Raw genomic sequence first — 12,404 nt, 5'->3', positions numbered from 1 at the left:
GGCGCGTGGCCGGCCGCGACGAGCGACCGGCCACGCGGGGCGGTCACTTGCTGGTGACGGTGAAGCCCTGCTTGTTGCCGTAGTCGACGATCGACTTCTGCCAGGCCTGGAGGCCGGTGTTGAGGTCGCTGTTCGACGCGTACGACTGGCCGACGGAGTCGGCGTAGATGCTGTTCGCGTAGACCTGGTAGGGCAGGTACTGCCATCCGGTCGACACGTTCTTGGCGCCGTCCGCGAGGACCTCGTTGATCTTCTGTCCGCCGAAGTACTCGGGGGCGTCGGAGAGGAATGCGTCGGAGCTGAGGTCCTTCGTCGTCGACGGGAAGCCGCCGGACTGCAGGAAGACCTTGATGCTGGCCTCGTCGTTGTTGAGCCACTTGAGGAAGCCGGCCGCGAGCGCCTGGTTCTTGCTCTGCTTCAGCACGACCTGGCCGCCGCCGCCGTTCTCGGCGTTGGCCGGCTTGCCGTCGTAGGTCGGGATGGGGGCGACGCGCCACTGGCCGGAGGCCTCGGTGACCGACGACTCGAGGGTGCCGGGCATCCACGCGCCGGTGATCAGGGTCGCGATCGAGCCGTTGCCGAGCGCCTTGTACCACTCGTCGCTCCAGCCGGGGACCGAGGAGAGCAGCTTGCCCTCGACCAGCTTGTTCCAGGTGGAGGTCCACTTCTTGGTGCCCTCGTCCTGCAGGTTGACGGTCACCTTGGTGCCGTCGACGCTGAACGGACGGCCGCCGGCCTGCCAGATCATGCTGGTGGTGAAGCCGGAGTCACCGGAGTCGCTGGTGATGTAGGCGTTCGGGTCCGCGGCGTGCAGCTTCTCCGCTGCGGCCGTGTACTCGTCCCAGGTGGTCGGCACGGTGATGCCGTACTTGTCGAAGACGGTCTTGTTGTAGAACATCGCCATGGGGCCCGAGTCCTGCGGGAGGCCGACGAGCTTGCCGCCGACGTTGACCGAGCTCCACGGGCCGGCCGTGTAGTCGCTCTTGAGCTTGTCGAAGCCGAACTGGGTCAGGTCGACGAGCGAGTCGGAGAGGGCGAACTGCGGGATCGCGTAGTACTCGACCTGTGCGACGTCGGGGGCGCCCGAGCCGGCCTTGATCGCGTTCTGCAGCTTGGTGTACTCGGTGGTGTTGGTGCCGGCGTTGACCAGGTTCACCTTGACCTTCGGGTACTGCTTCTCGAAGGCGGCGACCTGGGCCTCCGCCGAGGGGGTCCACGACCAGTACGTGATCTCGCCACCGGCCTTGAGGGCGGCGTCGACATCGGAGCTGGAGCCTCCGGCCGAGTCGGAGCCCGAGCCGGACGAGCACGCGGCGAGGGAGGCGCCGACGACGGCCGTTGCGACGATCGCCGTCGCGACGCGGCGCAGCGACCGTGAACGCAGGATGCGCTTCATCAGGGGTGTTCCTTTCACTTCATTGGGATGTGATGGTGCGAGGGGTGGAGCGTGGTGTCACTGCTTGACGCTGCCGGCGGCCAGACCCGACTGCCAGAAGCGCTGCAGGAAGAGGAACGCGATGACGATCGGGACGATCGTGAGCAGCGATCCGGTGATGACCAGGTTGTAGATCGGTTGTGCCGCGACCCCGGTCGCCTGCGCGCTCCACTGGCTGAGACCGACCGTGAGGGGGTACCAGGTCGGATCGCTCAGCATGATGAGCGGCAGGAAGTAGTTGTTCCAGGTGGCGACGATCGCGAACAGTGCGACGGTCACGACGCCCGGGGCGAGCAGCCGCAGCGAGATGGTGAAGAACGTGCGGAACTCGCTGGCGCCGTCCATCCGGGCCGCCTCCAGCAGCTCGGTCGGGATGGCCTCGGTGGCGTAGGTCCAGATGAGGTACAGGCCGAACGGGCTGATCAGCGACGGGAGGATGACGGACCACGGCGTGTTCGTCAGGCCGACCTGGCTGAACATGAGGAAGGTCGGGACGGCGAGGGCCGTGCCGGGCACCGCGATCGCGCCGAGCACGATCGCGAAGACGGCACGCTTGCCCGGGAAGGTGAACTTCGCCAGGCCGTAGCCCGCGACCGTCGCCAGCAGCGTCGCCCCGCCGGCGCCGACGACCACGTAGAGGAGGGTGTTGCCCAGCCACTTGAGGAAGATGCCGTCGCGGTAGGTGAGCGTGTCCGCGATGTTCTGGAAGAGGGTGAAGTCCTTGCCGAACCAGAGGCCGAACGACGAGAACAGGTCGGGCTGCGTCTTCGTCGCGTTGACGATGAGCCAGACGAGCGGCACCACCGAGTAGATCGTGAAGAGCACCATGACGATGGTCAGCACGATGGAACGGCGCGGCTTGCGGCCTCCCGACGAGAAGGACTTCTCGGCGCGCCGCTCGGCCTTGCGCACGGCGGCGCGATCGGCGCGGGTGGGGGCGATGTCGGTGAGCGTGGCCATCAGCGGACCTCCTTGCGCGAACCGCGGAGCTGGACCACGTAGGCGATCACCGCGGTGACCACGCCCATCACGATCGCGACGGTCGCCGCGTAGTTGAACTGCTGTCCGGCGAAGGACAGGTTGTAGGCGTACATGTTCGGGGTGAAGTAGCTGCTGATCGCGTTGGGGGCGATCTGCTTGAGGAGGTTCGGCTCGTTGAAGAGCTGGAAGCTGCCGATGATGGAGAAGATCGTGGCGATCACGATCGCGCCGCGGACGGCGGGGATCTTGATGCTCCACATCTGGCGGAACGCGCCGGCGCCGTCGATCTCGGCCGCCTCGTAGAGCTCGCCCGGGATGACGCGGAGGGCCGCGTAGAAGATGAGCATGTTGTAGCCCATGAACTCCCAGGTGACGATGTTGCCGATCGAGCCCAGGATCCACGAACCGCTGAGTGGAGCGAGGTCGGTGCCGAAGAGCTGGTTCACGCTGGCGGTGAGGCCGAACTGATCGCCGTAGATGAAGCCCCAGATGAGGGCGGCGACGACGCCGGGGACCGCGTACGGCAGGAAGAGCGCGATGCGGAAGAACCCGGCGCCGTGCAGGCGGGCGCTGTCGAGGGCGAGCGCCGCGACGAGCGAGAGCACGAGCATGATCGGCACCTGGATGACCAGGAAGATGGTGACGCGACCGAGCGACTCCCAGAACTTCGGGTCCTGGAACACGGCGATGTAGTTGCCGAGCCCGGCGAAGACGTTGCCGCCGATGAGCTGCTCGCGGAACAGGCTGAGGTAGATCGCGTAGAGCACCGGCGCGATGATCATCGCGGCGAACACGACCATGAACGGGGCGACGAAGGCCCAGCCGCGCCAGTCGCGACGGGCGCGGCGCTTGCGGGGCTGCGGGGAGACGGCCTGCCGGCTCGCCGGCGGCGTGAGGGACGTCGTTGTCATGGCCTTCCTTGGATGGTTCGGGGGCGACACTGCGATGTTTACGTCAACATCTGCTCGCATACCCTAACATGTTGACGTCAACATCGCGCAAGTCCGACTTGTCGTCACCCCCGGACGGTGCGGCAGTCAGCAGAATGAGGAACTATGACCGAGTCGATCGCCGATCCCGCGCCCGCCGCGGCGCCGCGCACGGGACGCAAGCGGGGCCCCTCCCTCGGCGACGTCGCCGCGCACGCGGGCGTCTCCACCCAGACGGTGTCGCGGGTCGCGAACGGCCTGACCAATGTGGAGGCGGCCACGCGGGAGCGGGTGCTGACGTCCATGCACGCGCTCGGCTACCGGCCGAACCACGCCGCCCGCGCCCTGCGCTCTGGCCGGTTCCGCAACCTCGGCGTCGTGATGTTCACCCTCTCGTCGTACGGCAACATGCGCACGCTCGACGCCATCGCCGTCAACGCGGCCACCGCGGGCTACTCGATCACGGTCGTCCCCGTGGAGCGCCCCACCCAGAAGGACGTGAGCATCGCGTTCTCCCGCCTGCTCGAGCAGGCCGTCGACGGCATCGTGATCGTCATCGAGGCGCACATCGTCGACCGCGCCGACGTCGAGCTCCCCGAGGGCCTCTCCGTCGTCGTCATCGACTCCACCCAGCGACCCGATTACCCCCAGGTGGACAACGACCAGGCGCTCGGCGCCCGGCTCGCGACCGAGCACCTCCTCTCGCTGGGCCACCGGACCGTCTGGCACATCTCCGGCCCCACCGAGTCGTACTCGGCCGCCCGCCGCGAGGCCGCCTGGCGCGAGACGCTGGAGGCCGCGGGCGCCCCCGTTCCCGAGGTGCTGCACGGCGACTGGTCGACCCAGGCCGGGTACGAGCACGGCCTCGCCATCGCGACCCGACCCGAGATCACCGCGGTCTTCGCCGCCAACGACCGCATGGCGCTCGGCGTGCTGCGGGCGCTCCACGAGGCCGGCCGCCGCGTGCCGGAGGACGTCAGCGTCGTGGGGTTCGACGATATGGCCGAGTCGGACTCCTTCTGGCCGCCGCTGACCACCATCCACCAGGAGTTCGAGGTGACGGGCCGCCGGGCGGTGGAGCTGCTCATCGCCGAGATCGAGGGACGTCCCGAACCGGTCACCTCCACCGTCGTGCCGACCCGCCTGGTCATCCGCTCGAGCACCGGCCCCGCACCGCGCTGAGGCTCCACGGCCGCCTCGCTATACTGCGAGAGTCCGGCGGGCCGCTCCCGAGCCTCCCGCCGATGCTCGAAAAAAGGGCACGAGGCGCGCGCGGGGATGCGTGCGTGGGACACATACGGAAGCTCACCATCCGTTCTGTCTCGAAAGGCTCCGCCATGCCCTCCGTGTCCGCTCACGTCGCCGCCACCCTCGCCGCCCACGTCCAGCACGTCTTCGGGGTGATGGGCAACGGCAACGCCTACGTCCTCGACGCGTTGGAGCGCCAGGGCGCCGTCCCCTACACCGCCATGCGTCACGAGGGCGGCGCGGTGGTCGCTGCCGACGCGTTCCACCGGGCGTCCGGCGGTCTCGCCGCCGCCACCGCCACCTACGGCGCGGGCTTCACGAACACCCTGACCGCGCTGGCGGAGGCCGTGCAGGCGCGGATCCCGCTCATCCTGCTGGTCGGGGACGAGCCGACGTCCGGCCCGCGGCCGTGGGGCGTCGACCAGATCGCGCTCGCGTCGGCGGTCGGCGCCCGCACCTACACCGTGGGCCGCGCCGATGCCGCGGCCACCACCATGATCGCGGTCGAGCACGCGCTCACCTATCGCGTGCCGACCGTGCTCGCGATCCCCTACGACATCGCGACCCGGGAGGCGGGCCCGATCCCGGCCGCCCCGCAGCCGGTGCTGCCCGAGCCGGTCGCCCCGACGGGCCCGTTCGCCGCCGCCTCCGTCTCCGCCGCCGCGGACGCGCTCGCGAGCGCGAAGCGGCCCGTGCTGCTGGCCGGGCGCGGCGCCTGGATCGCGGGAGCAGGCACCGCCCTCGGCGCCCTCGCCGACGCCACCGGCGCGGTCACCGCCACGACCGCCCTCGGCCGCGGCGTGTTCCCCGACGCCCGGTACGACCTCGGGGTCGCCGGCGGGTTCGGCGCGGAGGGGGCGATGGACCTGATCCGCGAGGCGGACGTCGCCGTCGTCTTCGGCGCCTCCCTCAACCAGTTCACGATGCGGTTCGGCGAGCTGTTCGCCCCGGGGACGCGCGTCGTGCAGGTGGATGTGGGCGCGGCCGCGACCCATCCCCACGTGGGCGCCTACCTGCGCGGCGACGCTCGGGTGGTCGCCGAGGCGCTGGTCGCCGAGCTGAGCGCCCGCGCCGCCGCACCCTCGGGCTGGCGCGAGGCGGTCGAGCCGGGCGGGCTCCGCGTCCACGACTGCGGCGAGGCGGGCGGCCTCGCCGCCGACGGCCTCCTCGACCCGCGTGCGGCCGCCGCGCGCATCGGCGAGCTGCTGCCGGAGGACCGAGTGGTGGTCTCCGACGGCGGGCACTTCATCGGCTGGGCGAACATGTACTGGCCGGTGGCCTCCCCGGACCGGATGATCATGGTGGGAACCGCCTACCAGTCGATCGGCCTCGGCTTCCCGAGCGTCGCCGGCGCGGCCGTCGCGCACCCGGAGTCCGTCGTCGTGCTCACCACCGGTGACGGCGGCGGGCTGATGGCGCTGGCCGACCTGGAGTCGGCCGTGCGCGTCGCGCGGGGCCACGGCCTCGCCGTCGTCTGGAACGATGCGGCGTACGGCGCGGAGGTGCACGTCTACGGGCGCAAGGGCCTCGCCGAGGGTCCGATGCTCATCCCGACCGTCGACTTCGCCGGCCTCGCCCGCGCGGTCGGCGCCGAGGCCGCCGTGGTGCGGACCCTCGACGACCTCACGGTGCTCGGCGAGTGGGCCGCGCGTCCCGCGGACGAGCGCCCCTTCCTCCTGCTCGATCTGCGTATCTCCCCCGCCGTCGTCGCCCCATACCAGCAGGAGATCGTCCGCGCGAACCGCTGACGCCCGCCGAGGTTCACGATGTGGCGCCCATTCGAGCGGAATGAGCGCCACGTCGTGAACCTCGGGCGGCCTGCGGCGGATAGGATCGCCTTTCGATGGCGACGGACGAGAAGACGCAGAGCAAGTCCCAGGCCGCGTACGACTGGGTCAAAGCGCGGATCGCGCGACGCGAGTACACCCCGGGCTACCGGCTGGTGCTCGGGTCGATCGCGGCCGAGCTCGACATGAGCGTCGTCCCGGTGCGCGAGGCGCTCCGGCAGCTCGAGGCGGAGGGGCTGGTCACCTTCGAGCGCAACGTCGGCGCCCGCGTGGCGATGGTGGACGAATCCCAGTACGCGTTCAGCATGCAGACGCTGGCGATCCTGGAGGGAGCGGCGACCGCCCTCGCGGCACGCGCCCTGACCGTCGACGACCTGCGCCGCGCCCGCGACATCAACGACCGGATGGTCGCCAGCCTCGATCACTTCGATCCCGGCTCGTTCACCGCGCTGAACCACGAGTTCCACGCGACGCTGTTCGCCCCGTGTCCCAACCGGCGCATCCGCGACCTCGTCGACGCCGAGTGGGGCCGGCTCGGCAACCTCCGCAGCTCCACGTTCGCCTTCGTCCCCGGGCGCGCGCAGGAGTCGGTGCGCGAGCACGAGGCGATCGTGCTGCAGATCGAACGGGGCGCCCCGCTCGACGAGATCGAGACGGCCGCGCGCCGCCACCGCTCGGCCACCCTGGACGCGTATCTGGAGCACGAGCACTCGTCCGGGTGAGCGCGCCGTACCCGCCTCAGCGCCTGGTGTCACCGCGACGGACCGAAACGCGGCGAAAGGCGCCGTGGCGGCCGATTCTCAGCCGTCGCGGTCGCTACGCGGCATCCCACCCGGCGGCGGCGCGGACCGCACGCGCGAGCTGCGACGGCGTCGCGTCGGTCGCGTCGACGACCACGTCCTCGAGCGCGGCGCCCTCCAGGATGGCGGCGAGCTCCCCCGCCCGCCGCAGATGCCAGGCGAGGCCCGCGGGGTCGTCGTGGTGCCGGGAGCGGAGCCGCCGTTCGCCGACGTCGGGGCGGCGACCAGGCGGCAGACGAGCAGCGCGGTGGCGCCCGCGGCCTCCGCGTACCGGCCCACCTCGGCGGCCGACTCGATCACTCCGGCCAGGATGAGCCGGCGCGCGCCCGCTTCCCGGTAGTTGGCAGCGAGGGAGCGGAGGTTGCGCAGCTCGAGCTCGTGGTTGAAGACGTCCTCCACGGGCGCGGGATGCATGCGACGCACCGCATCGAGGTCGATGACCGCGTGCGGGGCGGCCTCCGCCGCGCTGATCGCATCCGCGACCGTCGACTTGCCGACGCCGACCGTCCCGTTCACGAAGACGCATTCCATGCCTCCCAGTCTGGACGACGACGACGTCGCGACGGCGGAACGTGCACGCGAGAACGCCGGGACGGCCGATGATTCGCCGCTTCGGCGAGCGGGCACTGACCGCGCGCGCAGAGCCGCCGATAGTCGCGGGTGACGGCATCGGCCGCCACCGAGTGGAGGTTCCCCCGTGATCGACTCCCCCCGCACCGCATCGCCCGGCCCCGACGCGCCCGGCACCGACGTTCCCGGCACCGACGTTCCCGGGGCGGCATCGTCGCACCGCCGACGCTCCGCCCTCGCCGCTGCCCTGCTGACCGCGGCCCTCGTCGTCGGCGGGGCCGTCGCCTCGACCACGGCGAGCGCTGCCACCGATCGTGTCGATGTCACCTGGAGCGTCAGCAACTCGTGGACGACCGGGTTCCAGGCGTCGGTGGATGTCGCCAACGGCTCGCGGACGACGCTCACTCCCTGGCAGGTGCGCTTCACCTTCCCGCACACCCTGGTCAGCATCTGGTCCGCCGTGCAGCAGCCCTCGGCGGCCGGCACCCTCACCGTCGGCGCGCCCGCGTGGGCGACGACTCTGGCGCCCGGAACGAAGGCGAACTTCGGAGTCACCGCGACGAAGGCGGGCACGGCGGCCCTCGTCCCCTCCGGGTGCACGGTCGTCGGTCTGCCGGCGGGGGTCTCCGTGCCCTGCTCCGTGAACGGCGGCTCCGTCGGCGGAGGCGCCACGGGAACGCCGACCGCAACACCGACTCCCCCGCCGACGCAGACGTCCACGCCGACGCAGACGCCCACACCCACACCCACACCCACTCCGACCCCCGTTCCCACTCCGACCCCCACCGCGACGCCCGCGACGCCCGCCCCGGCCTCCGGCGGCCTCGATGTCACGTGGAGCACGACCTCCGAGTGGACGGCGGGCTTCCAATCCGCGGTGCGCGTCCGCAACACCTCCGGGACCGCGCTGAGCCCTGGCAGCTCGGCTTCACGACCGCGACGACCGTCGTGAGCCTCTGGGACGGGACCGCTGCGACGAGCGCGGGAGGCTTCACCGTGACGGCGCCGTCGTATGCGAAGGCGCTCCCCGCCGGTGGCGAGATCTCCTTCGGCCTGACGTCGACCAAGGCCGCGGGCGCCGGGCTGGTGCCGACCGCGTGTCGCGTCGTCGGCAGCCCCTTGTCCTGCACCATCAACGGCACGCCCACCCCGACGTCCACGCCGACACCGACCCCCACACCGACACCGACACCGACACCGACACCGACCGTCCCCGCTCCGTCCGGCTCCCTGCTGATCGCCCCGTACGTGGACCTCGGCCTCTGGCCCACCGCCGATCTCACGGCCTTCAGCCGGGCGAGCGGCGCCCCGGCCGTGACCGCGGCGTTCGTGGTGGCCGATCGGGGGAGCGCCTGCTCGCCCACCTGGGCCGGTTACACCGCGTACGCCATCGGCGGCGGTCAGGACTTCCAGCCGAACATCGCCGCGTTCCAGGCGGCAGGAGGCCGCGTCATCGCCTCGTTCGGCGGAGCGGTGAACGACGAGCTCGCCCGCGTCTGCACCGACCCCGCGAAGCTGCTCGCCGCGTACGCGAAGGTCGTCACCCGCTTCGCACTCGACCGCGTCGACTTCGACATCGAGGGCGCCGACGTCTCCGATGCGACGGCCAACCAGCGCCGGGCGTCCGCCGTGGCGGCGCTGCAGAAGCAGCGCGCCGCCGCGGGCCACCCGCTCCAGGTCTCCCTGACCCTCCCGGTGATGCCCACGGGACTGCTCGACAGCGGGCTCCGCACCATCCGCGAGTTCACCGCCGCGGGGGTCCAGCTCTCGGCGGTCAATCTGATGACGATGGACTACGGGATCGGCGTCACCGACATGGCGAAGGCGGCGATCGACGCTGCGACGGCGACCGCCGCGCAGCTGAGGTCGGTGAGCGCGTTCGCCGCACTCAGCGATGCCCAGCGGCGCGCACTGGTCGCCGTCACCCCCATGATCGGCGTGAACGACACCGGCGAGCTCTTCACCGTGGCGAACGCGACCGCCGTGGCCGCCGCCGCGAAGGCGAATGGATTCGCGGGACTGGGCTGGTGGGAGCTCACCCGCGACCAGCCCTGCACCGGCGGCATCCCGGCGTACATGTGCACGGGGACCGCTTCAGCGCGCTGGGCCTACTCGAAGGCGTTCATCGTCGGCGCCCGCTGATCGAGCCCCATCCCGGCGGGACCGGGACCGGTGCCGTGCCCGGCACCGGTCTCGCCGTTGACCACCGCCCAGGTCCCGAAACCGAAGAGCGCGATCGCGACCAGCGCCAGGATGACGACGAGCACGATGGTCGCACGCTTGTGATTCACGGACCCTCCCCCAGGTGGACAACGGAGTCCACCCTACGGGGAGAACGGTAGGTTTCAGAATCGTCTGCCGGAATTAATGGACTCGGTGCACCGACTCAGACCGTCGCCGTGCGGCGCGCGACCAGGATCGGCGCGAAGAACGACGCCAGCTCCTCCGTCGCGTCGAGCGGCAGGACGTGCGCGACGTACTGGTCCGGCCGCACCACGACGATCGCGCCCCCGCGATCGATCCCGCGCTCCTCGAAGACGTCGTGGTCAGGGTCGACGGCGTAGACCTTCTCCTGGTCGATCAGCTGGAACGGTCCGACCCGGGGCCGGAACAGTACTGGGACCGCACCGAGGTCGACCTCGGTGTGCGGCTGCTGATAGATCACCTTCACGTCGAAGTGCGCGTCCAGGTCCGCCCCTTCCGGGGTCGAGACGACGACCGGCGAGTCGGGTGCGCCCAGCAGCCACTCGGCGAGCGCGGCCACCGGCGCGGATTCCCCTGGCAGCGCGGTGTCGGCGAAGACGTACACGCGCCACCGACCGTCCGCCTTGGCGTGGTGGCCGAGGTGCACCGGGTTGCCGTCGCAGACCCGCGTCGCGTTCGGCGACTTGAACCGCTTGCCGAGCGGGAAGCCGGATGCCCGCTCCTGATGCGTCGGCTCCCCGATGAGCAGGCTCGGCGGGTACTGGGTCATGAACCCGGCCGGGAACTCCGCCGTCCGCACGTAGAAGTCCTCCAGCTCGGTCGGATCGCCGAGTTCGTCGGGCTTCGTCGCCATGAGCGACGACCACTCCCGGTCGAAGTCGATCAGGTTCTTCGCGATGACCTGTCGCTCGGCCGAGTAGGTCGCCAGCAGGGCCTCCGGGCTGCGGCCCTCGAGCACGTGGCCGAGCTTCCAGCCGAGATTGAACCCGTCCTGCATGGAGACGTTCATCCCCTGACCCGCTTTGGCGCTGTGCGTGTGGCAGGCGTCGCCGGCGATGAACACCCGCGGGGTGCGGCTGCCGAGCTCCTGCGCGGTCACGTCGTCGAACCGGGCGGTCAGCCGGTGCCCCACCTCGTAGACGCTGTGCCAGGCGACGTTCTTCACGTCGAGCACATAGGGGTGCAGGATCTCGTTGGCCTTCGCGATGATCTGCTCGATCGTCGTGGCGCGCACGGCACCGTTGTCGCCCTCGTGCACCTCGCCGAGGTCGACGTACATGCGGAAGAGATGGCCTCCCTCGCGGGGGATGAGCAGGATGTTGCCGGCCTCCGACTGGATGGAGCACTTCGTGCGGATGTCCGGGAAGTCGGTGACCGCGAGCACGTCCATCACGCCCCAGGCGTGGTTGGCCTGGTCGCCGCGGAGGGTGCAGCCGATGGACTCGCGCACCGCGCTGCGCGCGCCGTCGGCGCCGAGGACGTACCGGGCGCGGATCGACCGCTCCTCCCCCTCGCGCTCCCCCGCCGTGCGCACGAGCCGCACGTGGACCGGGTGGTCGTCTCCGTCGTCCGTGACGGTCAGCCCGGCGAACGCGTAGCCGTAGTCGGGTCGCATCCGGGTCGGGGCGTTCGCCATGTACTCCGCGAAGTAGTCGAGCACGCGTGCCTGGTTGACGATGAGGTGCGGCCATTCGCTGATGCCGGTGGGGTCGTCCACGGCGCGAGCGGCCCGGACGATCCGCGAGGGATCGTCGTGGTCCGGCTTCCAGAACGCCATCTCGGTGATGCGGTAGGCCTCGGCGATGATCCGCTCGGCGAAGCCGAAGGCGTCGAAGGTCTCGACGCTGCGCGCCTGGATGCCGTCGGCCTGCCCGATCGCCAGGCGCCCGGGGCGGCGTTCGACGATGCGCGTCGTGACGCCCGGGAACTGCGACAGCTGCGCGGCGGCGATCATCCCGGCCGGCCCGGAGCCGACGATGAGCACGTCGACCTCGTCGGGCAGGTCGTCGGGGCGGTCGATCCCCGTCCCTGCGGCGGGCTGGACGCGCGGGTCTCCGGACACGTAGCCGTGGTGGTGGAACTGCACGGGTTCTCCTCACTGCACTGTGGGGCATAGATTGTTCGATTATCGAACACAGCGTTCTGATATCGCACACCGATCATAGGCGTGCGGAAGCGCAGCGACAAGGTGCGACGACACAGTCGTGGCAGGGCAGCGCGTGCGGACGGAGCGGCGTGCGGCGCGGCAGACGCGCGACGCAGAGGGCGCGGAGCGAGCCGCCGCGAGGAGGGGTCGCGGCGTCCACCGCGACACGAACCGCCGAAGGCGGATGGAGCCGGCTGCGGGACTCGAACCCGCGACCGCTCGCTTACAAGGCGAGTGCTCTACCAACTGAGCTAAGCCGGCGACGACGGCTGGCCCGTCGCCCACCATCCTAGAGGATGGCGT

General features: G+C 71.0%; 11 protein-coding genes and 1 tRNA gene. 5 read left to right on the top strand and 7 right to left on the bottom strand.

Annotated features, from left to right (window positions below; all coding sequences use genetic code 11):
* Positions 1-43 precede the first annotated feature (43 nt).
* The 3 genes from U870_RS0116125 to U870_RS0116115 are packed head-to-tail and all read right to left on the bottom strand — an operon-like array spanning position 44 to position 3,327.
* Positions 44-1,396: an ABC transporter substrate-binding protein gene (locus tag U870_RS0116125; protein ID WP_025158411.1), complete on the bottom strand. Its 1,353-nt coding sequence runs from the start codon at positions 1,394-1,396 to the stop codon at positions 44-46.
* Positions 1,397-1,453: 57 nt separating this feature from the next.
* Entirely contained in the window at positions 1,454-2,395 is a 942-nt protein-coding gene (locus U870_RS0116120; RefSeq protein WP_025158410.1) for a carbohydrate ABC transporter permease, read from the bottom strand.
* Complete coding sequence (locus tag U870_RS0116115; protein WP_025158409.1) at positions 2,395-3,327, bottom strand: carbohydrate ABC transporter permease; 933 nt, start codon at positions 3,325-3,327, stop codon at positions 2,395-2,397. The genes U870_RS0116120 and U870_RS0116115 overlap by 1 nt, the downstream gene beginning before the upstream one ends.
* A 144-nt stretch (positions 3,328-3,471) precedes the next feature.
* Between U870_RS0116115 and U870_RS0116110 the strand changes: the two genes are divergently transcribed.
* The 3 genes from U870_RS0116110 to U870_RS0116100 all read left to right on the top strand — a co-directional run bounded on the left by U870_RS0116110 (position 3,472) and on the right by U870_RS0116100 (position 7,102).
* Positions 3,472-4,527: a LacI family DNA-binding transcriptional regulator gene (locus tag U870_RS0116110; RefSeq protein WP_025158408.1), complete on the top strand. Its 1,056-nt coding sequence runs from the start codon at positions 3,472-3,474 to the stop codon at positions 4,525-4,527.
* A gap of 155 nt (positions 4,528-4,682) precedes the next feature.
* Positions 4,683-6,341, top strand: a complete 1,659-nt coding sequence (locus tag U870_RS0116105; protein ID WP_025158407.1) for a thiamine pyrophosphate-binding protein — start codon at positions 4,683-4,685, stop codon at positions 6,339-6,341.
* 95 nt (positions 6,342-6,436) lie between these two features.
* A complete protein-coding gene (locus tag U870_RS0116100) occupies positions 6,437-7,102 on the top strand; it encodes a GntR family transcriptional regulator (protein ID WP_025158406.1) in 666 nt (221 codons plus the stop codon).
* A gap of 78 nt (positions 7,103-7,180) precedes the next feature.
* On the opposite strand, the gene U870_RS22685 is transcribed toward U870_RS0116100, so the two are convergent.
* Entirely contained in the window at positions 7,181-7,711 is a 531-nt protein-coding gene (locus U870_RS22685) for a hypothetical protein (RefSeq protein WP_240183728.1), read from the bottom strand.
* A 166-nt stretch (positions 7,712-7,877) separates the two neighbouring features.
* Between U870_RS22685 and U870_RS0116090 the strand changes: the two genes are divergently transcribed.
* Together U870_RS0116090 and U870_RS24050 are read left to right on the top strand one after the other, a co-directional pair.
* Positions 7,878-8,702, top strand: coding sequence for a cellulose binding domain-containing protein (locus U870_RS0116090; RefSeq protein ID WP_029947711.1), 825 nt, complete (start codon positions 7,878-7,880; stop codon positions 8,700-8,702).
* Entirely contained in the window at positions 8,699-9,892 is a 1,194-nt protein-coding gene (locus U870_RS24050) for a glycosyl hydrolase family 18 protein (protein WP_052357772.1), read from the top strand. Before U870_RS0116090 ends, U870_RS24050 begins: the two co-directional genes overlap by 4 nt.
* Here the strand turns inward: U870_RS24050 and U870_RS0116080 are convergent.
* The 3 genes from U870_RS0116080 to U870_RS0116070 all read right to left on the bottom strand — a co-directional run bounded on the left by U870_RS0116080 (position 9,859) and on the right by U870_RS0116070 (position 12,362).
* Positions 9,859-10,041 (bottom strand): hypothetical protein, encoded by a 183-nt coding sequence (locus U870_RS0116080; protein WP_025158405.1) that lies wholly within the window; start codon positions 10,039-10,041, stop codon positions 9,859-9,861. The two genes, U870_RS24050 and U870_RS0116080, sit on opposite strands and share 34 nt — an antisense overlap.
* Positions 10,042-10,136: 95 nt before the next feature.
* A complete protein-coding gene (locus tag U870_RS0116075; RefSeq protein WP_025158404.1) occupies positions 10,137-12,041 on the bottom strand; it encodes an FAD-binding monooxygenase in 1,905 nt (634 codons plus the stop codon).
* A gap of 245 nt (positions 12,042-12,286) precedes the next feature.
* Positions 12,287-12,362: transfer RNA gene (locus U870_RS0116070), tRNA-Thr, on the bottom strand.
* Positions 12,363-12,404 lie beyond the last annotated feature (42 nt).

It is taken from the genome of Leifsonia aquatica H1aii (assembly GCF_000633535.1).
Classification (GTDB): domain Bacteria; phylum Actinomycetota; class Actinomycetes; order Actinomycetales; family Microbacteriaceae; genus Leifsonia; species Leifsonia aquatica_A.
Note: the sequence above shows the minus strand (reverse complement) of the source record. Positions and strands in the feature narration are given on the sequence as shown.

Bases quoted from the DNA above. Each gene is read 5' to 3' on its own strand.
- U870_RS0116125 (WP_025158411.1), bottom strand. From the start codon at position 1,396: ATGAAGCGCATCCTGCGTTCACGGTCGCTGCGCCGCGTCGCGACGGCG.
- U870_RS0116120 (WP_025158410.1), bottom strand. From the start codon at position 2,395: ATGGCCACGCTCACCGACATCGCCCCCACCCGCGCCGATCGCGCCGCC.
- U870_RS0116115 (WP_025158409.1), bottom strand. From the start codon at position 3,327: ATGACAACGACGTCCCTCACGCCGCCGGCGAGCCGGCAGGCCGTCTCC.
- U870_RS0116110 (WP_025158408.1), top strand. From the start codon at position 3,472: ATGACCGAGTCGATCGCCGATCCCGCGCCCGCCGCGGCGCCGCGCACG.
- U870_RS0116105 (WP_025158407.1), top strand. From the start codon at position 4,683: ATGCCCTCCGTGTCCGCTCACGTCGCCGCCACCCTCGCCGCCCACGTC.
- U870_RS0116100 (WP_025158406.1), top strand. From the start codon at position 6,437: ATGGCGACGGACGAGAAGACGCAGAGCAAGTCCCAGGCCGCGTACGAC.
- U870_RS22685 (WP_240183728.1), bottom strand. From the start codon at position 7,711: ATGGAATGCGTCTTCGTGAACGGGACGGTCGGCGTCGGCAAGTCGACG.